The organism is Streptomyces sp. NPDC093089 (genome assembly GCF_044754405.1).
Taxonomy (GTDB): domain Bacteria; phylum Actinomycetota; class Actinomycetes; order Streptomycetales; family Streptomycetaceae; genus Streptomyces.
Genome location: NZ_JBIVPA010000007.1, coordinates 260,777 through 279,543, shown reverse-complemented (window position 1 = coordinate 279,543; position 18,767 = coordinate 260,777). Strand labels below are relative to the sequence as shown.

Genomic DNA, 18,767 nt, shown 5'->3' with positions numbered 1-18,767 from the left:
GCATCCGCAGCCGTCGCATTCCGTCGGTATTCCGCCGGGCAGCCCGGTGAATACCTCAAGTGATCTCCCCACCAGCGCGGAGCCGTTCTAGGCTCTTCGGTAACGCCGAGTCGCGCACTGTGAGCGACGCCGGGCAAGGAGGGCCGCATGACCGTACGGCGAGTAATGGGCATCGAGACGGAATACGGGATCTCCGTCCCGGGACACCCGAACGCCAATGCCATGCTCACCTCGTCCCAGATCGTCAACGCCTACGCGGCGGCGATGCACCGGGCCCGCCGTGCCCGCTGGGACTTCGAGGAGGAGAACCCGCTGCGGGACGCCCGCGGCTTCGACCTCGCCCGCGAGGTCGCCGACTCCAGCCAGCTCACCGACGAGGACATCGGCCTGGCCAACGTGATCCTCACCAACGGTGCGCGGCTCTACGTGGACCACGCCCACCCCGAGTACAGCTCGCCCGAGGTCACCAACCCCCGCGACGCCGTCCTCTGGGACAAGGCCGGCGAGCGGATCATGGCGGAGGCGGCCGTGCGCGCCGCCCAGCTCCCCGGGGCCCAGCCGATCCACCTCTACAAGAACAACACCGACAACAAGGGCGCCTCCTACGGCACGCACGAGAACTATCTGATGAAGCGGGAGACCCCCTTCTCGGACATCGTGCGCCACCTGACCCCGTTCTTCGTCTCCCGTCAGGTCGTGACCGGCGCGGGACGGGTCGGCATCGGGCAGGACGGCCGGGAGAACGGCTTCCAGATCAGCCAGCGGGCCGACTACTTCGAGGTCGAGGTCGGCCTGGAGACCACCCTCAAGCGGCCCATCATCAACACCAGGGACGAGCCGCACGCGGACGCCGAGCGGTACCGGCGGCTGCACGTGATCATCGGCGACGCGAACCTGTCGGAGATCTCGACCTACCTGAAGCTGGGCACCACCGCGCTCGTCCTGTCGATGATCGAGGACGGCTTCATCACCGTCGACCTCGCCGTCGACCAGCCGGTGCGGACCCTCCACCAGGTCTCGCACGACCCGACCCTCCAGTACCTGGTCACCCTCCGCAGCGGCCGGACGCTCACCGCGGTCCAGCTCCAGATGGAGTACTTCGAGCTGGCCAGGAAGTACGTCGAGGAGCGGTACGGCTCGGACGCGGACGAGCAGACCATGGACGTGCTCACCCGCTGGGAGGACACCCTCAACCGGCTCGAGCACGACCCCATGAGCCTGGCCGGCGAGCTCGACTGGATCGCCAAGCGGGAGCTCATGGAGGGCTACCGGCGCCGGGACGGCCTGGACTGGGACGCGGCCCGCCTGCACCTGGTGGACCTCCAGTACGCGGACGTGCGCCCCGAGAAGGGCCTCTACAACCGCCTGGTGGCCCGCGGGCGCATGAAGCGGCTCCTGGACGACGCCGAGGTGCTGCGGGCCGAGACGGCGCCGCCCGAGGACACCAGGGCCTACTTCCGGGGCCGCTGCCTGGAGCAGTACGCCGACGACGTCGCCGCGGCCTCCTGGGACTCGGTGATCTTCGACCTGCCCGGCCGGGACTCGCTCCAGCGCGTCCCGACCATGGAACCGCTGCGCGGGACCAAGGCCCACGTGAAATCGCTCCTGGACCGCTGCCGGACGGCGGAGGAACTCGTCCGCGTGCTTTCCGGCGGCTGAACCGGGGGCCCGACACGGGCCTGAAATGCCGCGGCACTGGGAATCATGGAATCAGTGCCCGGACGTTGTGGAAACTGCGGGGCCGAAGTCGGACCCGCCCTATAGGGTCTGATCTTGTACGGACTCGACCGGGTCCGTACGGACTCAACCGAGCGGGTCGAATCGAGCGGGGTGAGGGATATGGCGACCAAGGACACCGGCGGCGGACAGCAGAAGGCGACGCGTTCCACGGAGGAGGTCGAGGAGACCACCACGGAGGCGAGCTCCGACCTCCAGGAGCGCCAGGAGAAGCTGAGCGAGGACGTGGACTCCGTACTGGACGAGATCGACGACGTCCTGGAGGAGAACGCCGAGGACTTCGTGCGGTCATTTGTGCAAAAGGGTGGCCAGTAGCCGCCCCTCGCGTCTGTCGTCCTCCGTCCCCGGAGCCCCGGAGAAAGCCGTGGGCCCGGGGACGGATGACAGGCGGTGGCACGGGTATGGTCCGTGCACAGCAACCAAGATCGCCCCGCGCTTCGCACGGCGGGCCGACTCTCCCACCCGGAAGGAATCGCGTGGAAGCCAACCCTCGTAGCACCGGGCGTCTGCCGGCGGCCTTCCTGACGCCGGGCTCGTCCTCCTTCATGGACTTCCTGGCCGACCACTCGCCGGAGATGCTCCCGGGCAACCGGAAGCTCCCGGAGGGCATCGTCGAGGCCCCGCACGGCACGACCATCGTGGCGGCCACCTTCCCCGGCGGGGTCGTCCTCGCCGGTGACCGGCGGGCCACCATGGGCAACATGATCGCGCAGCGGGACATCGAGAAGGTGTTCCCGGCGGACGAGTACTCGGCCGTCGGCATCGCCGGCACCGCCGGTCTCGCCGTGGAGATGGTCAAGCTGTTCCAGCTGGAGCTGGAGCACTTCGAGAAGGTGGAGGGCGCGACGCTCTCCCTGGAGGGCAAGGCGAACCGCCTCTCCACCATGATCCGAGGCAACCTCGGCATGGCCATGCAGGGACTCGCCGTCGTTCCGCTCTTCGCGGGCTGGGACGAGAGCAAGGAGAAGGGCCGGATCTTCTCCTACGACGTGACCGGCGGCCGCTCCGAGGAGCACGGCTTCGCCGCCACGGGCTCCGGCTCGATCTTCGCGCGCGGGTCGATGAAGAAGCTGTACCGAGCCGACCTCACCGAGGAGCAGGCCACGACGCTGGTCGTGCAGGCGCTGTACGACGCGGCGGACGACGACTCGGCGACCGGCGGGCCGGACATGGCGCGCAGGATCTTCCCGATCGTCACCGTCATCACCGACGAGGGCTTCCGCAGGCTCAGCGAGGCCGAGTCCTCCCGGCTGGCCCGGTCGGTCACCGAGCGGCGTCTCGAGCAGCCCGACGGGCCGCGCGCCGCCCTGCTCTGACCGTTCGTCGCCCGTAGAAGCCCTTCAGACCGGAAGAAAGGGACGGTAGCCGGTGTCCACGCCGTTCTATGTCTCACCCCAGCAGGCCATGGCCGACCGGGCCGAGTACGCCCGCAAGGGCATCGCCCGGGGCCGCAGCCTCGTCGTCCTCCAGTACACCGACGGCATCGTCTTCGTCGGCGAGAACCCGTCGCGCGCCCTCCACAAGTTCAGCGAGATCTACGACCGGATCGGCTTCGCGGCCGCCGGCAAGTACAACGAGTACGAGAACCTCCGCATCGGCGGCGTGCGTTACGCCGACCTGCGGGGCTACACCTACGACCGGGACGACGTCACCGCTCGCGGCCTGGCCAACGTCTACGCCCAGACCCTGGGCACGATCTTCTCCAGCGCGGGGGAGAAGCCGTACGAGGTGGAGCTGGTCGTCGCCGAGGTCGGCTCCGAGCCGGAGGGCGACCAGATCTACCGGCTGCCCCACGACGGCTCGATCGTCGACGAGCACGGCTCGGTCGCGGTCGGCGGCAACGCGGAGCAGATCAGCTCCTTCCTCGACCAGCGGCACCGGGACGGCATGTCCCTGGCCGAGGCCCTGAAGCTGGCCGTCCAGGCGCTGTCGCGGGACACCAACGGCACCGAGCGGGAGATCCCCGCGGAGCGCCTGGAGGTGGCGGTCCTCGACCGCACGCGTCCGCAGCAGCGCAAGTTCAAGCGGATCGTCGGCCGTCAGCTGTCCCGTCTCCTGGAGGCGGAGAACGCGGCCGTGGCCAAGACGGACGAGCCCTCGGACGAGGCCCCCGAGGAGTAGTCGGCTCGGCCCGGAGGGGCCCCGGTCCGCACGGACCGGGGCCCCTCCGGCGTTTCCGGCCTCAGAGGGCCGGTACGGGGCCGGTGGAGCCGCGCCGGACGAGGCTCACGGGCAGGGTGACCGGTGGCGGCGCCTCGCCCGCGAGAACGGCGAGGAGCGCCTCCATGCCCCGGCTGCCGAACTCCTCGGCGGGGAGCCGGACCGTGGTGAGCTCGGGTTCCACCGCGGCGGCGAGGGCCATGTCGTCGAAGCCGGTGATCGACAGGTCCTCGGGGACGCGCAGTCCGAGCCGGCGGGCGGCCTTGAGGACGCCGACCGCGAGGATGTCGTCGTCGCAGACCACCGCGGTGGGCCGGAAGCCGGGGTCGCCGAGTGCGCTGTGGGCGGCCGACCGCGCGTCGGCCACGTTCAGCGCGGAGCGCACGGTGCGCAGCTCCGCGCCGCGCAGGGCGTCGGCGAGGGCCGCGGCGCGGACGTCGAAGGTCCAGGACGGGACGGCGGACGCCAGGTGCAGGAACCGGCGGTGGCCGAGGCCGAGCAGGTGGTCGGTCACCCGCCGCATGCCGTCGGCGACGTCGAGGTTCAGGTGCGCCGAGGCCCCGGGGTCGGACGGGTCGCTGTCGAGCATGACGAGGGGCAGGTCGCTGCCCCGGAAGGCCTTCAGGGCGTCGGCGGCCATGGAGGAGGCGATGACGCCGTCCAGGGCGGCCTGGGCCGAGGCGAAGGGGTCGCGGGCGGGCCCGACGCCGTCGGGGGAGGGGTAGAGCACCACGCCGAAGCCGTGCCGCGCCGCGGCTCGGGCCGCGCCCGTGTGGACGTGGGCGAAGAACTCGTTGGTGAGGGCCGGCACGACGAGCATGGCGGTGCGGGTGCGGCCGAGCCGGAGGTTGCGGGCGGCGAGGTTCGGCCGGTAGCCGAGGTCCCGGGCGGCCGCCCGCACGGCCTCCGCGGTGCGCTCGGAGACGCGGCCGCGCCACTTCTCGCCGAGCACGAGGGAGACGGTGGCCTGCGAGACGCCCGCGGTGCGGGCGACGTCCCGGCTGGTCGGGCGCGTGCCGCCGAGCGGCTCCGGGGTCTGCACACAAGCCTCCGCGTCGGACGGTCCCTGGGCGCGGGCTGGACCCGCGTACTGCCGACATGGTACGTATGACGCCTGACGTTATACGTAAAACCTCGGTCGGGATCCGAGGTGAGGGGAGACCGACATGGCCACCGAGGCCCCCGCGCACGGCGGCTATCTCGACATACTCCGGGCACCGCACGCCGCCCGCCTGCTGACCGGGACCCTCGTCGGACGGCTGCCCAACGGCACCGGCCCCATCGCCATGACCCTGTTCGTCCGGGACCAGGGCGGCAGCTACACCCTGGCCGGCGGCCTGATCGCCGCCTACGGCCTCGCCAACGCCGTCGGGCAGCCGCTCCTGGGCCGGGCCGTCGACCTCAAGGGCCAGCCCCGCGTCCAGCTGCCCGCCGCCGTCCTCTCGGCGCTCGGCATGGTCCTCTTCGCCTTCACCGGCATCGGCCACCTCGCCCTCGCCTACGCGGCCGTCGTCGTCGCCGGACTCTTCACCCCGCCCCTGGAGGGCGGACTGCGGGCCCTGTGGCCGAGCGTCCTGGGCCGCGAGGACCGGGTGCACCGGGCGTACGCCCTCGACGCCGTCGCCCAGGAGGTCATGTTCACCGTCGGCCCGCTGCTCGTGACGCTCCTCGTCGCCGTCCGGTCGCCCGCCGCCGCCCTCCTCGTCATCAACGTCCTCGGTATCCTCGGCGCCCTCGCCGTCGTGCTCTCCGAGCCGTCCCGCGCCTGGCGCTCGGCCACCCGGGAGGCCCACTGGCTGGGCGCCCTGCGCTCGCCCGGGCTGCTCGCCCTCCTCGGCTCGTTCTTCTTCGTCGGCCTCGCCCTCGGCTCCATCACCGTCGCCGCCGTCGCCTACGCCGACGACCGCGGCACCCCGTCCGTCTACGGCTGGCTGATGGCCGCCCTCGGTCTCGGCGCCCTGATCGGCGGCACCGTCTACGGCGCCCGGCCGTGGGCGGGCACCCCCGAACGGCGGCTGCGGGTCCTCGTCCTGCTGCTCGCGGTCTGCTACCTGCCGCTCATGCTCACTCCCGGACCCGTCGCCATGACCGCCCTCTCGGTCCTCTCCGGGGTCTTCCTCGCACCCGTCCTCGCCTGCGCCTTCATCGTGGTCGACCGGCACGCCCCGCGCGGCACCGTCACCGAGGCCTTCTCCTGGCTCGTCACCACCTTCGGCGTCGGCGCGGCCCTCGGTTCCGCCGTCGCCGGACCCGCGGTCGAACTGGCCGGGACCGTCGCCGGGTTCGCCGTCGCCGGCGCGGGCGGCCTCGTCGCCCTCCTCGTCCTCCTCGCCACCGGCCGCGTCCTCGCCGCGCCCGACATGCCCGGCGACACCGCGCGACACGCCGTCGGCGAGACGGTCCCCACCGCCGTACACACCGAAAAGAACGCGTGCTGATCGGAAAATGATCGAAACGGGAACGGCCAACCCGGTTTCAGCACAGGCCGTCAGGCGTAATGTTCAGACATGGACCGCCGCATTTTCGGGCTGGAGAACGAGTACGGCGTCACGTGCACGTTCAGGGGACAGCGCCGACTGTCTCCTGACGAAGTGGCGCGCTACCTCTTCCGCCGTGTCGTGTCATGGGGCCGCAGCAGCAATGTCTTCCTGCGGAACGGCGCCCGCCTGTACCTCGACGTGGGATCGCATCCGGAATACGCCACACCGGAATGCGACAACGTGACCGAACTGGTCACCCACGACAAGGCCGGCGAGCGCATTCTCGAAGGCCTTCTCGTCGACGCCGAACGCCGCCTGCACGAGGAGGGAATCGCCGGCGACGTCTACCTCTTCAAGAACAACACCGACTCGGCGGGAAACTCCTACGGCTGCCACGAGAACTATCTCGTCGCCCGCCACGGCGAGTTCTCCCGGCTGGCGGACATCCTCATTCCCTTCCTCGTCACGCGGCAGCTGATCTGCGGCGCGGGAAAGGTCCTCCAGACCCCGCGGGGCGCGGTCTTCTGCGTCTCCCAGCGCGCCGAGCACATCTGGGAGGGCGTCAGCTCCGCGACCACCCGCTCGCGGCCCATCATCAACACCCGGGACGAGCCGCACGCCGACGCCGAGCGCTACCGCCGGCTCCACGTCATCGTCGGCGACTCGAACATGTCGGAGACGACCATGCTGCTCAAGGTCGGCGCCACCGACCTGGTGCTCCGCATGATCGAGGCCGGCACCGTGATGCGCGACCTGACCCTGGAGAACCCCATCAGGGCGATCCGCGAGGTCAGCCACGACATCACGGGCCAGCGCAAGGTCCGCCTCGCCAGCGGCCGCGAGGCCTCCGCCCTGGAGGTCCAGCGCGAGTACTACGAGAAGGCCGTGGACTTCGTCGACCGCCGCGGCATCCGCTCCGGCACCGTCGCCCAGGTCCTGGAGCTGTGGGGCCGCACGCTCGACGCGATCGAGAGCGAGCAGCTCGACCGCATCGAGACCGAGATCGACTGGGTCATGAAGCACCGGCTCATCGAGCGCTACCGGGCCAAGCACAACATGACCATGTCGAACCCGAGGGTCGCGCAGATAGACCTCGCCTACCACGACATCCACCGCCGTCGTGGGCTCTACTACCTGCTCCAGAAGAACGGGCAGGCGGCGCGGATCTGCAACGACCTGAAGATCTTCGAGGGCAAGTCGGTGCCCCCGCAGACCACTCGGGCCCGGCTCCGCGGCGACTTCATCCGCCGCGCCCAGGAGCAGCGCCGGGACTTCACCGTCGACTGGGTGCACCTCAAGCTGAACGACCAGGCACAGCGCACCGTGCTGTGCAAGGACCCGTTCCGCTCCGTCGACGACCGGGTGGAAAAGCTGATCGCCGGTATGTAAGACCAGGTCGTACGCGCCCGGGGCCCCGCACGATTCACGTGCGGGGCCCTCACGCCGAGAGGAGGGTCCCCTAGAGTGTCGGCACAACTACTGTGCCGTCTGAGATCTGAGGAACACGTGCGCCGACTTGCCGGCCTTCTCGTCGTCCCGCTGCTGCTGCTCTCGACAGCGGCGTGCGGCAGCGACGACAAGGGCTCCGATTCCGCCTCGATGAAGAACGGGCTGCCCGCCATCACCGCGGGGGAGAAGTTCGGCGAGAAGCCGACCCTCGCCAAGGGCGAGGGTGACCCGCCCAAGGAACTGAAGGTCAACGTCATCAGCGAGGGCACGGGCCCGGTGACGAAGAAGGGCGACGCGCTCCAGGTGAACTACCTGGGCCAGGCCTGGGACTCCACCACCCCCTTCGACAACAGCTTCGACCGCGGCCAGCCGTTCGACCTCACGCTGGGTGCCGGCCAGGTCATCAAGGGCTGGGACCAGGGCCTGGAGGGTCAGAAGGTCGGCAGCCGCATCGAGATCGGCATCCCGCCGGAGCTCGGCTACGGCGCGCAGGGCCAGGGCGACATCAAGCCCAACGCCACCCTCGTCTTCGTCGTGGACATCCTGAAGGCCGTCACCATCCCGAAGTCCGCCACGGGCACCCCGGTCGCCCAGGACGACAAGGACCTGCCGAAGGTCGGCACCAACACCGACGGCAAGGCCCCCTCGCTGACGGTCCCCAAGGTCGACCCGCCGACCAAGCTCGTGTCGAACTACGTGCTGGAGTCCAACGGCGAGGCCGTCAAGGCCACCGACACGGTCGTCGTGAACTACGTCGCCGCCCTCTGGAAGGACGGCAAGGTCTTCGACTCGACCTACACCACCGGCAAGCCCGCGAACTTCCCGCTCGAGCAGCTCACGCTGAAGGGCCTCAAGAACGGCCTCGTCGGCAAGAAGATCGGCAGCCGCGTCCTCATCGTCGCCCCGCCGTCCGAGGCGTTCGGCAACGAGGAGAAGCAGGGCATCCCGAAGAACTCCACGCTGGTCTTCGCCGTGGACATCCTGACGAAGATGTAAGACTGTCCCGATCGCGCAGTTCATCAGTATGAGGAGCAGTTCAGTGAGCATCGAGAAGCCCGAGATCGACTTCCCGGGCGGCGAGCCGCCGAAGGACCTGGAGATCAAGGAGATCTGGGAGGGCGACGGCGAGGTCGCCGCCGCCGGTGACTTCGTCAAGGTCCACTACGTGGGCGTGGCCTTCTCCACCGGTGAGGAGTTCGACGCCTCCTGGAACCGCGGCAGCGCGCTCGACTTCAACCTGGGCGCCGGTCAGGTCATCCAGGGCTGGGACCAGGGCATCCAGGGCATGAAGGTCGGCGGCCGCCGCCAGCTGGTCATCCCCGCGCACCTCGCCTACGGCGACCGCGGCGCCGGCAGCGCGATCGCCCCGGGCGAGACGCTGATCTTCGTCTGCGACCTCGTGGCCGTGAAGAAGCGCTGACCCGCGCGCACCGCGACCGCCGCAGGTCGCCCAGGGGCCCCCGCCATCCGTGGCGGGGGCCCTCGGCTTTGGCCGCGACACTCCGGGGCGGTACGGTCGGACGTCCGAGAAGCGAACCCGCGGAAGAGGTGCAGGGCGTCGATGGCGATTGCCAAGTCCGAGCGGCTGATGAATCTCGCGCTGTGCCTGCTCGGGACGCGCCGCCCGCTGAGCAAGCGTGAACTCCGGGGCTCCATCGAGGCCTACCTCGAAGCCTCCGGTGACGACGCCTTCAACCGCATGTTCGAGCGCGACAAGGACGACCTCCGCGAGCTCGGCCTCGTCATCGAGACCGTCGAGAACCTGGAGGGCGAGACCGGATACCTGGCCCGCCGCGACTCCAACCGGCTGCCGCCCATCACCCTGGACGCCGAGGAGGCCGCCGCGCTCGGCCTCGCCGCCAAGGTCTGGCAGCAGGCCCGCCTCGCCGGGGCCGCCAGCGGCGCCCTCCAGAAGCTCCGCGCCGCCGGCATGCCGGAGGCGGAGGACTCGTACGAGACCCAGCCCAGCGCCCTCGAACCCCGCATTCCGGTCCACGAGGCCGCCTTCGAGCCGCTCATGCTGGCCTGCCGCGACCGCCGCCCCGTCGTCTTCGACTACCGCAAGGCCAACGCCGCCCGTCCCGAGACCCGCCAGGTCGAGCCCTGGACCCTCGAATGCTGGCGCGGCCACTGGTACCTCGCGGGCTGGGACCGCGACCGCGGCGCCGAGCGCGTCTTCCGCCTCTCCCGGATCACCGGCAAGGTCCGCTCCCGGGCCGGCGCCTTCACCGCGCCCGTGCCCGACGTCGTCACCGTCCGGGAGACCGTCGAGAGCTGGGCGGGCGAGACCGCGACCCGCACCGCCCGCATCCGGCTCCGCGCCGGCTGCGGCTACCCGCTGCGCGCCCGCGCCCTGTCCGTACAGGAGGGCGCCGACGGGTGGGACGAGCTGGAGATCCCGTACGGCCACGGGCTCGACGCCTGGCTGGTCGAGTTCGGCCCCGACGTCGTCGTACGGGAACCCGCCGATCTGCGGGCCGATGTGATGGACCGGCTGCGCGCCGTGGCCAAGGGCTGAGGGGGAGACGAACCGCATGGCTGCCAACGCGATCGACCAGACGAGGCGGATGCTCTCCCTGGTCACCTACCTCCGCGAGCGCCCCGGCGCGCACGTCGCCGACGTCGCGCGCGCTTTCGGGATCACCGAGGACGAGCTGATCTCCGACCTGGACGTGCTGCCCATGTGCGGCACCAGCTTCCGCGGCGGAGACCTCCTCGACATCGACACCGACGGCGACCGGATCTGGTGGCACAACCCCGACGACGTGGCGGCGCCGCTGCGGCTCGCCGCCGATGAGGCGACCGCCCTCCTCGTCGCCGCCCGCGCCGTCGCCACCCTGCCCGGGCTCCGCGAGAGCGACCGGGAAGCGCTGCTGCGCGCCACCGCCAAGCTGGAGGCCGCGGCGGGCGAGGCCGCCGGGGCCAGCTCCCGGCTCTCGGTCACCTTCGAGTCCGAGGGCGGCGTGTTCGCCGAGGTCGACCGGGCCATCTCCGAGCGCCGGCGCCTCTGGGTGCGCTACTACTCGCCCGCGCGCGACGAGCTCACCGAGCGCGAGGTCGACCCGATCCGGCTCTTCGCCGTCGGCCACACGTACATGGAGGCGTGGTGCCGGCTCTCCGAGGCGCGCCGCACCTTCCGGCTCGACCGCGTCGTGGAGATCCGCATCCTCGACGAGCACGCCGCGCCGCCGGAACTGGAACTGCGCGACCTCTCCGAGGGCCTCGTGCACCCGTCCGCCGACGACCCGGAGGTCGTGGTCGAGGTGGGCCCGGGCGGCCGCTGGGTCGCCGAGTACTACCCGCACGACCGGGCCGACGAGCTGCCCGACGGCGGACTGCGGATCACGCTGCGGACGCCCGACCCCGCCTCGCTGCGCAGGCTCGCGCTCCGGCTGGGCAGCGACGGCCGGATCGTCGCACCGGCCGAACTCGCCGACAGCGCCAGGACCGCGGCGGCCGCGGCGCTCGCCGCGTACGAGGGAGTGTGACGGTCCTCGTACCCGCGACGCTGTTACTGACGTACCGAAGGTCCAGAGAGAGATGAGGGAAGTGTCCGCGATGCACGGTCTCACGGCGACGATCGCCCCGGTCCTCTTCAAGGCCGCCTGCCCCGACTGCCGCTCCCGCTTCGAACTCTCCGCGAGCGCCCTGCGCCTGGCCATCGGCGCAAGCCGCCGCACGACCTTCTACTCGTTCACCTGCCCCGAGTGCGGCAGTGCCGTCCGCAAGCCCGCGGGCGAGCGCATCGTCGAACTCCTCACCGGCGGCGGCGTGCGCACCCTGAGGCTCCACACGACCGTCTGAGTAGGCTCACGTACATGTTCTGGCCCATGCTCGCCATCGCCCTCGGCTTCCTCGGCATCGCCGTCCTCGGGGTCCTCGCCATCAAGGTGTTCCTCGAAGTGCAGCGCTTCGGCCGACAAGTGGCGCACACCACGGAGCAGATCAACCGGGCGGCCGGGGAGCTGGAAACGGCCGCCGTGGGACTGGCCCGAACCGGCGAGACACTGCGCTGAGACCGTGACGTACCCTGCGTGAAAGGGCCCTCACCCGGGCTCGTGGCACGAAATCGGGAGTATGCAAGGGCATTGCCCTGCGTTTACTCCTGCGGGTTACGATCGCAGGCAGCGCGGTGGCCGGACAGGTGTCCGACCCGCCGGGCGCCCGCACTCCATGTCGCCTCGGTGAAGAAGGTAAACGCTATGGGTAGGCTCGGCCCCACCGAGATCATTCTGATCCTCGTCGTGATCATCCTCCTGTTCGGCGCCAAGAAGCTCCCGGACATGGCCCGCTCGCTGGGCAAGTCGGCTCGCATCCTCAAGAGCGAGGCGAAGGCGATGAAGTCGGACGACCAGCAGAGCGCCCCCGCCGACCCGCCGCACGCGGGCACCGGGACGCAGGAGCCCGCGCCGCGCACCATCCAGGCCGCTCCCGGCGACGTGACCAGCTCGCGCCCCGTGGCCGAGCCCTCGGACACCACCAAGCGCTGACCCGGTCCGCCGCAGCCGCCGCACCGGGCGGCGGCTGCCGCACGAGATGAGGACCTGGGTTGCCCAAGTCTGCCCCCAAGCAGGAGAAGGATCCCGAGGGCCGGATGCCCCTCGTGGAGCACCTGCGTGAACTCCGCAACCGCCTGGCGAAGGGCCTCCTCGCCATCGCGGCGGTGACGATCGTCGCCCTCGCCTACAGCGAGGAGCTGATGCAGTTTCTGACGAAGTCGGTGCCCACCTGCTCTCCGGGTGTCACCAGCGACGGCGGCAACTGCGCGATCGTCTCCTTCAACACGCTGATGGCTCCCTTCAGCACGACGATCCAGCTGTCGCTGACCGCGGGCCTCGTCGTCGCGAGCCCGGTCTGGCTCTACCAGCTGTGGGCGTTCGTCGCGCCCGGACTGCACAAGAACGAGAAGAAGTACACGTACGCCTTCGTCGGCGCGGCCGTGCCGCTCTTCGCCGCGGGCGCGTACCTCGCGTACCTCATCCTGCCCATCAGCGTGAAGGTCCTCATCAGCCTCACGCCCAGCGGCTCCGCGAACATCCTGTCGCTCAACGACGTCCTCGACTTCACGCTGCGCATGGTGCTCGTCTTCGGCCTCGCCTTCGAGCTCCCCCTCGTCCTGGTGATGCTGAACCTCACCGGTGTCCTCACCGGTCGCCGCATGGCCGGCTGGTGGCGCGGCGTGATCATGGGCGTCTTCGTCTTCGGCGCCGTCATCACCCCGACCACCGACCCGATCGGCATGATCGCCCTCGCCGGGCCGATCACGATCCTGTACTTCGGGGCCGTCGGCTTCTCCCTCCTCAACGACCGACGGCGCAGGCGCGGCAACCCCGACGCCGAGCTCGACGACGACGAGGCCTCCTCGCTCGACCTGACGCCCCAGGCCGTCGGCGCCGTCGAACCCGTCGCCGCCGCCCGCGCCCTGCCCGAGCAGGCCACCGGCGAGCACGGCGGAACCACCGTGCAGCGGCTCAACGGTTACGACGACATCACCTGATCTTGTAGGGTCCCCCCAGACTCCGTCCGGGGGGACCCCCAATGACCAGCGACATCACCCTCTTCGTCAATCCCACCGCGGGCCGCGGCCGCGGGGCCCGCGCCGCCCAGCCCGCCGCGCGGGTGCTCAGGGACGCGGGATTCTCCGTCCGCACCGTCCTCGGGCTCGACGCCGCCGACGCCCTGGCACGCGCGCGCGAGGCCGTCGACGAGGGCACCGGAGCCCTCGTCGCCGTCGGCGGCGACGGCATGATCTCCCTCGCCCTCCAGGCCGTCGCGGGAACCCGCACCCCGCTCGGCGTCATCGCCGCCGGCACCGGCAACGACTTCGCCCGCACCCTCGGCCTGCCCGTCCGCGACCCGGCCGCCGCGGCCCGCCTCGCCGCCGGGATCCTCAAGGGCACGGGAGCCCGCGCGATGGACCTCGGACGCGTGACGAGCGGGAACCGCACCCGCTGGTACGGCACCGTGCTCGCCTCCGGATTCGACTCCCGGGTCAACGACCGCGGCAACCGGATGCGCCTCCCCGTCGGCCGCTTCAAGTACGACCTCGCGATCCTCGCCGAGCTCGCCGCCTTCCGGCCCGTCCCGTACCGCCTCGCCTTCGACGACGGGCGCGTCCTGGAGACCGACGCGACCCTCGTCGCCGTCGGCAACGGCAGCTCCTACGGCGGAGGCATGCGGATCTGCGCCGACGCCCGCACCGACGACGGACTCCTCGACGTCACCGTCGTCGGCGACTGCGACCGCACCACCCTCCTCAAGGTCTTCCCCCGGGTCTACAAGGGCACGCACCTCGACCACCCCGAGGTCACCACCCACCGCGTCCGCTCCCTCACCCTCGACGCCCCGGACACCACCGGTTACGCCGACGGCGAGCCGCTCGGCCCGCTGCCGCTCGCCGCGGAGTGCGTCCCCGGCGCCCTGCGGGTCCTCGCGCCCGCCGACCCCGCACCCCCTGGAACCGACCCCTCCGCATCCCCTCGATAAAGATCGCGTCACTGTCACAGGTGGCGGGTAGGCTCGACAACAAGATGACAGAGGACCTCACACCAGCCGAGGCGTACGCGGCCGCCCGCGCCCGCAACGCCGAGCAGCGCACCGCACTGGCACCCTTCCGCGAGCTGTACGACTTCGGTCTGGACCCCTTCCAGATCGAGGCGTGCCAGGCACTCGAAGCGGGCAAGGGCGTGCTCGTCGCCGCGCCCACGGGCTCCGGCAAGACCATCGTCGGCGAGTTCGCCGTCCACCTCGCCCTCACCCAGGGCCGCAAGTGCTTCTACACGACGCCCATCAAGGCGCTGTCGAACCAGAAGTACGCCGACCTCGTCAAGCGGTACGGCGCCGACAAGGTCGGCCTCCTCACCGGCGACAACAGTGTCAACGGCGACGCACCGATCGTCGTCATGACCACCGAAGTCCTCCGCAACATGCTCTACGCCGGATCCCAGGCCCTCTCCGGCCTCGGATACGTCGTCATGGACGAGGTCCACTACCTCTCCGACCGCTTCCGCGGCGCGGTCTGGGAGGAAGTGATCATCCACCTCCCCGAATCCGTCACCCTCGTCTCGCTCTCCGCGACCGTCTCCAACGCCGAGGAGTTCGGCGACTGGCTCGACACCGTCCGCGGCGACACCGAGGTCATCGTCTCCGAGAGCCGCCCCGTGCCGCTCTGGCAGCACGTCCTCGCCGGACGCCGGATGTACGACCTCTTCGAGGAGGAGACCGACCACGGCGGCCGCGGCTCCGCCCGCCGCGAGGTCAACCCCGACCTCATGCGCCTCGCCCGCACCGAGAACACGGCCTACAACCCGCGCGACCGGCGCCGCGGCAAGATGGTCCGCGAGGCCGACCGCGAGCGCGAGCGCCGCCAGCGCTCCCGCATCTGGACCCCCGGCCGCCCCGAGGTCATCGAGCGCCTCGACGCCGAGGGACTCCTCCCCGCCATCACCTTCATCTTCAGCCGCGCCGGCTGCGAGGCCGCCGTCCAGCAGTGCCTGTACGCCGGACTGCGCCTCAACAACGACGAGGGACGCCTGCGCGTCCGCGAGATCGTCGAGGAGCGCACCGCCGCCATCCCCGCCGAGGACCTCCACGTCCTCGGCTACTACGAGTGGCTCGAAGCCCTGGAGCGGGGCATCGCCGCCCACCACGCCGGCATGCTCCCCACCTTCAAGGAAGTCGTCGAGGAGCTCTTCGTCCGCGGGCTCGTCAAGGCCGTCTTCGCGACCGAGACCCTGGCCCTCGGCATCAACATGCCCGCGCGGTCCGTCGTCCTCGAGAAGCTCGTCAAGTGGAACGGCGAGCAGCACGCCGACATCACCCCCGGCGAGTACACCCAGCTCACCGGCCGCGCCGGCCGCCGCGGCATCGACGTCGAGGGCCACGCCGTCGTCCTCTGGCAGCGCGGCCTCGACCCCGGCCACCTCGCCGGACTCGCCGGCACGCGCACCTACCCCCTGCGCTCCAGCTTCCGGCCCTCGTACAACATGGCGGTCAACCTCGTCGACCAGTTCGGTCGGCACCGCTCCCGCGAACTCCTCGAAACCTCCTTCGCCCAGTTCCAGGCCGACCGCTCCGTCGTCGGCATCTCCCGGCAGGTGCAGAAGAACGAAGAGGGACTCGAGGGCTACCGCGAGGGCATGACCTGCCACCTCGGCGACTTCGAGGAGTACGCGCGGCTCCGCCGCGACCTCAAGGACCGCGAGACCGAACTGGCCCGGCAGGGCGCCGCCCAGCGCCGCGCCCAGGCCGCCGGCTCGCTGGAGAAGCTGAAGCCCGGCGACATCATCCACGTGCCGACCGGCAAGTTCGCCGGCCTCGCCCTCGTCCTCGACCCCGGCATCCCGGCGGGCCGCACCAACGGCCACCGCGGCTTCGAGTACCACGACGGCCCGCGCCCCCTCGTCCTCACCGCCGAGCGGCAGGTCAAGAGGCTCGCCTCCATCGACTTCCCCGTGCCCGTCGAGGCGCTGGAGCGGATGAGGATCCCCAAGACCTTCAACCCCCGCTCCCCGCAGTCCCGCCGCGACCTCGCCTCCGCCCTGCGCAGCAAGGCCGGACACATCAACCCCGAGCGCCACCACAAGCAGCGCTCCGCCGCCGCCGACGACCGGGAGATCGCCCGGCTGCGCACCGAGATCCGCGCCCACCCCTGCCACGGCTGCGACGAGCGCGAGGACCACGCCCGCTGGGCCGAGCGCTATTACCGCCTCCAGCGCGACACCCAGCAGCTGGAGCGGCGCATCGAGGGCCGCACCAACACCATCGCCCGCACCTTCGACCGGATCGTCGCGCTCCTCACCGAACTCGACTACCTGCGCGGCGACGACGTCACCGACAACGGCAAGCGGCTCGCCCGGCTCTACGGCGAACTCGACCTGCTCGCCAGCGAGTGCCTGCGCGACCGCGTCTGGGAGGGCCTCACCCCGCCCGAACTCGCCGCCTGCGTCTCCGCGTTGGTGTTCGAGTCGCGTCAGGCCGACGACGCCGTCGCGCCCAAGCTGCCGACCGGCAACGCCAAGGCGGCGCTCGGCGAGATGGTCCGCATCTGGGGCCGCCTCGACGCCCTCGAAGAGGAATTCAAGATCAACCAGGCCGAGGGGGTCGGCCAGCGCGAACCCGACCTCGGCTTCGCCTGGGCCGCCTACCAGTGGGCCTCCGACAAGAGCCTCGACGAGGTCCTCCGCGAGGCCGAGATGCCCGCCGGCGACTTCGTCCGCTGGTGCAAGCAGGTCATCGACGTCCTCGGACAGATCGCCGCGGCCGCTCCCAAGGAGAACAGCACCGTCGCGAAGAACGCCCGCAAGGCCGTGGACGCGCTGCTGCGCGGTGTCGTGGCCTACAGCTCGGTGGGCTGACGGTCCGACCGTTCCCGAAGGGGCCCGTGGCGCGCACGCCACGGGCCCCTTCGGCGTATCCGTCGCACCCCTCGGCGCACCACCCGCGGCCGGTTGTCCACAGGTCGTCGTCCACAGGGCTGGCGCGGGGGAGGACCCTTCCGCTTGCATGGACTCGTACACACGGACAGTGAGTTGGGGAGGGGACGTACGTGACCAGGCAAGCCGGTCCCGACGCCGGGACACGCGCGACGCAGCCGACCGCGACCATCGCCGAGGGCCCCCGGGGAGTGCCGCTCCTCGGCAACCTGCCCGCCTTCGGCAAGGACCCGCTCGCCTTCTTCGAACAGCTCAGGGAGCGCGGGGACTTCGTCCGCTGGCGCTTCGGCCGCGGCCCCGCCCTCTTCATCGCCCACCCGGACGCCGTCGGCGAACTCCTCACCGAGGTCGAGCGCACCTTCGACCAGCCCGACCTCGGCATCGCCTTCCGCACCCTCCTCGGAAACGGCGTGGTCGTCGCCAAGGGCGCCGACTGGCGGCGCAAGCGCTCCCTGGTCCAGCCCTCCGTCCGCCCCAAGCAGGTCCGCTCCTACGCCGCGACGATGGCCGAGTGCGCCGTCGCCCTCGCCGACCGGTGGACCGACGGGCAGCACGTCGACATCAAGAAGGAGATGGCCGCCCTCACCCAACTCATCGCCGTCCGCACCATCTTCGGCGTCGACACCGCGGCGGACGCCGAGTCCATCGGCCGGGCCATGGACATCGCGCAGAAGGAGATCGGCGCCGAGTTCAGCGGCATCGGAGCCGTGCTCCCCGACTGGATCCCCACCCCCGGACGCGCCCGCATCAAGCGCGCCACCGCCGTCATCGACGCCGAGGTCTCCCGCGTCGTCTCCCGCCACCGCGACGGCGACACGGAGCGCCCCGACCTCCTCAGCCGCCTCCTCGCGGCCCGGGACGAGACCGGCGCCCGCCTCTCCGACCGGGAGATCCGCGACGAGACCGTCACCCTCTACATCGGCGGCCACGAGACCACCAGCTCCACCCTCGTCTGGGCCTGGTACCTGCTTTCCCGCAACCCCCGGGTCCGCGACGCCCTCGCCGAGGAACTCGACCGGGTCCTCGCCGACCACGAACCCGGCTACGACGACTACGCCTCCCTGACGTACACCCAGGCCGTGGTCAAGGAGACCCTCCGCCTCTACCCGACGATCTGGCTCATCACCGGCATCGCCAAGGAGGGCGCCACCCTCGGCGGCACCCCCGTCCCCACCGGGACCCGCGTCTGGTCCAGCCAGTGGGCCACCCACCGCGACCCCCGCTGGTACGGCGACGCCGACGCCTTCCGCCCCGAGCGCTGGCTCACCACAGGAGACGGCGAACCCGCCGAGCAGATACCCGAGTACGCCTGGTTCCCCTTCGGCGGCGGCCCACGCGTCTGCCTCGGCACCCGCTTCGCCCTCGTCGAGGCCGTCCTCGTCCTCGCCGTCCTCGCCCGCCGCTTCCACCTCGACCTCACCACCGACGACATCCGCCCCGTCCCCAGCCTCACCCTCCAACCGGACCGCGACGTCCACGCCACGGTCCGAGCCCGGGGCTGACCCAC

The 18,767-nt window shown here is 71.2% G+C and carries 18 protein-coding genes; 17 read left to right on the top strand and 1 reads right to left on the bottom strand.

What is annotated here, in order from left to right:
- Window positions 1-147 precede the first annotated feature (147 nt).
- The 4 genes from dop (at window position 148) to prcA (ending at window position 3,858) form a co-directional block, all read left to right on the top strand.
- Window positions 148-1,659 (top strand): depupylase/deamidase Dop, encoded by a 1,512-nt coding sequence (dop, locus tag ACIQFX_RS18530; protein WP_402464289.1) that lies wholly within the window; start codon window positions 148-150, stop codon window positions 1,657-1,659.
- Window positions 1,660-1,839: 180 nt separating this feature from the next.
- On the top strand, window positions 1,840-2,052 hold the full coding sequence (locus ACIQFX_RS18525) for a ubiquitin-like protein Pup (protein WP_053194491.1): 213 nt from the start codon (window positions 1,840-1,842) through the stop codon (window positions 2,050-2,052).
- Between the two features lie 161 nt (window positions 2,053-2,213).
- Window positions 2,214-3,053 carry a proteasome subunit beta gene (prcB, locus tag ACIQFX_RS18520; protein WP_402464287.1) on the top strand — a complete coding sequence of 280 codons (840 nt, stop codon included), beginning with the start codon at window positions 2,214-2,216 and terminating at the stop codon, window positions 3,051-3,053.
- Window positions 3,054-3,105: 52 nt separating this feature from the next.
- The gene (prcA, locus tag ACIQFX_RS18515; RefSeq protein WP_402464285.1) at window positions 3,106-3,858 is read left to right on the top strand and encodes a proteasome subunit alpha; all 753 of its coding nucleotides are present in this window, start codon (window positions 3,106-3,108) and stop codon (window positions 3,856-3,858) included.
- A 61-nt stretch (window positions 3,859-3,919) separates the two neighbouring features.
- On the opposite strand, the gene ACIQFX_RS18510 is transcribed toward prcA, so the two are convergent.
- Window positions 3,920-4,939, bottom strand: a complete 1,020-nt coding sequence (locus tag ACIQFX_RS18510; protein ID WP_402464282.1) for a LacI family DNA-binding transcriptional regulator — start codon at window positions 4,937-4,939, stop codon at window positions 3,920-3,922.
- 124 nt (window positions 4,940-5,063) lie between these two features.
- Here ACIQFX_RS18510 and ACIQFX_RS18505 point away from each other — a divergent pair, with 124 nt between their 5' ends.
- The 13 genes from ACIQFX_RS18505 (at window position 5,064) to ACIQFX_RS18445 (ending at window position 18,762) form a co-directional block, all read left to right on the top strand.
- Entirely contained in the window at window positions 5,064-6,335 is a 1,272-nt protein-coding gene (locus ACIQFX_RS18505) for an MFS transporter (RefSeq protein ID WP_402464280.1), read from the top strand.
- A gap of 69 nt (window positions 6,336-6,404) precedes the next feature.
- A complete protein-coding gene (pafA, locus tag ACIQFX_RS18500) occupies window positions 6,405-7,766 on the top strand; it encodes a Pup--protein ligase (protein ID WP_017241694.1) in 1,362 nt (453 codons plus the stop codon).
- Window positions 7,767-7,883: 117 nt separating this feature from the next.
- Entirely contained in the window at window positions 7,884-8,822 is a 939-nt protein-coding gene (locus tag ACIQFX_RS18495) for an FKBP-type peptidyl-prolyl cis-trans isomerase (RefSeq protein ID WP_402464278.1), read from the top strand.
- A 43-nt stretch (window positions 8,823-8,865) separates the two neighbouring features.
- Complete coding sequence (locus tag ACIQFX_RS18490) at window positions 8,866-9,246, top strand: FKBP-type peptidyl-prolyl cis-trans isomerase (RefSeq protein WP_402464276.1); 381 nt, start codon at window positions 8,866-8,868, stop codon at window positions 9,244-9,246.
- A 141-nt stretch (window positions 9,247-9,387) separates the two neighbouring features.
- Window positions 9,388-10,344 (top strand): helix-turn-helix transcriptional regulator, encoded by a 957-nt coding sequence (locus ACIQFX_RS18485; RefSeq protein ID WP_376490199.1) that lies wholly within the window; start codon window positions 9,388-9,390, stop codon window positions 10,342-10,344.
- A 16-nt stretch (window positions 10,345-10,360) separates the two neighbouring features.
- A complete protein-coding gene (locus tag ACIQFX_RS18480; RefSeq protein ID WP_376490198.1) occupies window positions 10,361-11,314 on the top strand; it encodes a helix-turn-helix transcriptional regulator in 954 nt (317 codons plus the stop codon).
- 52 nt (window positions 11,315-11,366) lie between these two features.
- Window positions 11,367-11,630 carry a hypothetical protein gene (locus ACIQFX_RS18475; protein WP_367820572.1) on the top strand — a complete coding sequence of 88 codons (264 nt, stop codon included), beginning with the start codon at window positions 11,367-11,369 and terminating at the stop codon, window positions 11,628-11,630.
- A gap of 14 nt (window positions 11,631-11,644) precedes the next feature.
- Window positions 11,645-11,842, top strand: a complete 198-nt coding sequence (locus ACIQFX_RS18470) for a hypothetical protein (RefSeq protein ID WP_402464273.1) — start codon at window positions 11,645-11,647, stop codon at window positions 11,840-11,842.
- A 186-nt stretch (window positions 11,843-12,028) separates the two neighbouring features.
- Window positions 12,029-12,316, top strand: a complete 288-nt coding sequence (gene tatA / locus ACIQFX_RS18465) for a Sec-independent protein translocase subunit TatA (protein ID WP_362560481.1) — start codon at window positions 12,029-12,031, stop codon at window positions 12,314-12,316.
- Window positions 12,317-12,420: 104 nt separating this feature from the next.
- Window positions 12,421-13,323, top strand: coding sequence for a twin-arginine translocase subunit TatC (gene tatC, locus ACIQFX_RS18460; protein WP_402464637.1), 903 nt, complete (start codon window positions 12,421-12,423; stop codon window positions 13,321-13,323).
- A 41-nt stretch (window positions 13,324-13,364) separates the two neighbouring features.
- On the top strand, window positions 13,365-14,312 hold the full coding sequence (locus tag ACIQFX_RS18455; protein WP_402464270.1) for a diacylglycerol kinase: 948 nt from the start codon (window positions 13,365-13,367) through the stop codon (window positions 14,310-14,312).
- A 44-nt stretch (window positions 14,313-14,356) separates the two neighbouring features.
- The gene (locus ACIQFX_RS18450) at window positions 14,357-17,182 is read left to right on the top strand and encodes a DEAD/DEAH box helicase (RefSeq protein WP_402464268.1); all 2,826 of its coding nucleotides are present in this window, start codon (window positions 14,357-14,359) and stop codon (window positions 17,180-17,182) included.
- Between the two features lie 191 nt (window positions 17,183-17,373).
- Window positions 17,374-18,762 carry a cytochrome P450 gene (locus tag ACIQFX_RS18445; protein ID WP_402464267.1) on the top strand — a complete coding sequence of 463 codons (1,389 nt, stop codon included), beginning with the start codon at window positions 17,374-17,376 and terminating at the stop codon, window positions 18,760-18,762.
- The last annotated feature ends 5 nt before the right edge of the window (window positions 18,763-18,767 follow it).

Excerpts from the sequence above, each read along its gene's own strand:
- dop (WP_402464289.1), top strand. The coding sequence starts at position 148 with ATGACCGTACGGCGAGTAATGGGCATCGAGACGGAATACGGGATCTCC.
- ACIQFX_RS18525 (WP_053194491.1), top strand. The coding sequence starts at position 1,840 with ATGGCGACCAAGGACACCGGCGGCGGACAGCAGAAGGCGACGCGTTCC.
- ACIQFX_RS18505 (WP_402464280.1), top strand. The coding sequence starts at position 5,064 with ATGGCCACCGAGGCCCCCGCGCACGGCGGCTATCTCGACATACTCCGG.
- pafA (WP_017241694.1), top strand. The coding sequence starts at position 6,405 with ATGGACCGCCGCATTTTCGGGCTGGAGAACGAGTACGGCGTCACGTGC.
- ACIQFX_RS18485 (WP_376490199.1), top strand. The coding sequence starts at position 9,388 with ATGGCGATTGCCAAGTCCGAGCGGCTGATGAATCTCGCGCTGTGCCTG.
- ACIQFX_RS18480 (WP_376490198.1), top strand. The coding sequence starts at position 10,361 with ATGGCTGCCAACGCGATCGACCAGACGAGGCGGATGCTCTCCCTGGTC.
- ACIQFX_RS18475 (WP_367820572.1), top strand. The coding sequence starts at position 11,367 with ATGAGGGAAGTGTCCGCGATGCACGGTCTCACGGCGACGATCGCCCCG.
- ACIQFX_RS18470 (WP_402464273.1), top strand. The coding sequence starts at position 11,645 with ATGTTCTGGCCCATGCTCGCCATCGCCCTCGGCTTCCTCGGCATCGCC.
- tatA (WP_362560481.1), top strand. The coding sequence starts at position 12,029 with ATGGGTAGGCTCGGCCCCACCGAGATCATTCTGATCCTCGTCGTGATC.
- tatC (WP_402464637.1), top strand. The coding sequence starts at position 12,421 with ATGCCCCTCGTGGAGCACCTGCGTGAACTCCGCAACCGCCTGGCGAAG.
- ACIQFX_RS18455 (WP_402464270.1), top strand. The coding sequence starts at position 13,365 with ATGACCAGCGACATCACCCTCTTCGTCAATCCCACCGCGGGCCGCGGC.
- ACIQFX_RS18450 (WP_402464268.1), top strand. The coding sequence starts at position 14,357 with ATGACAGAGGACCTCACACCAGCCGAGGCGTACGCGGCCGCCCGCGCC.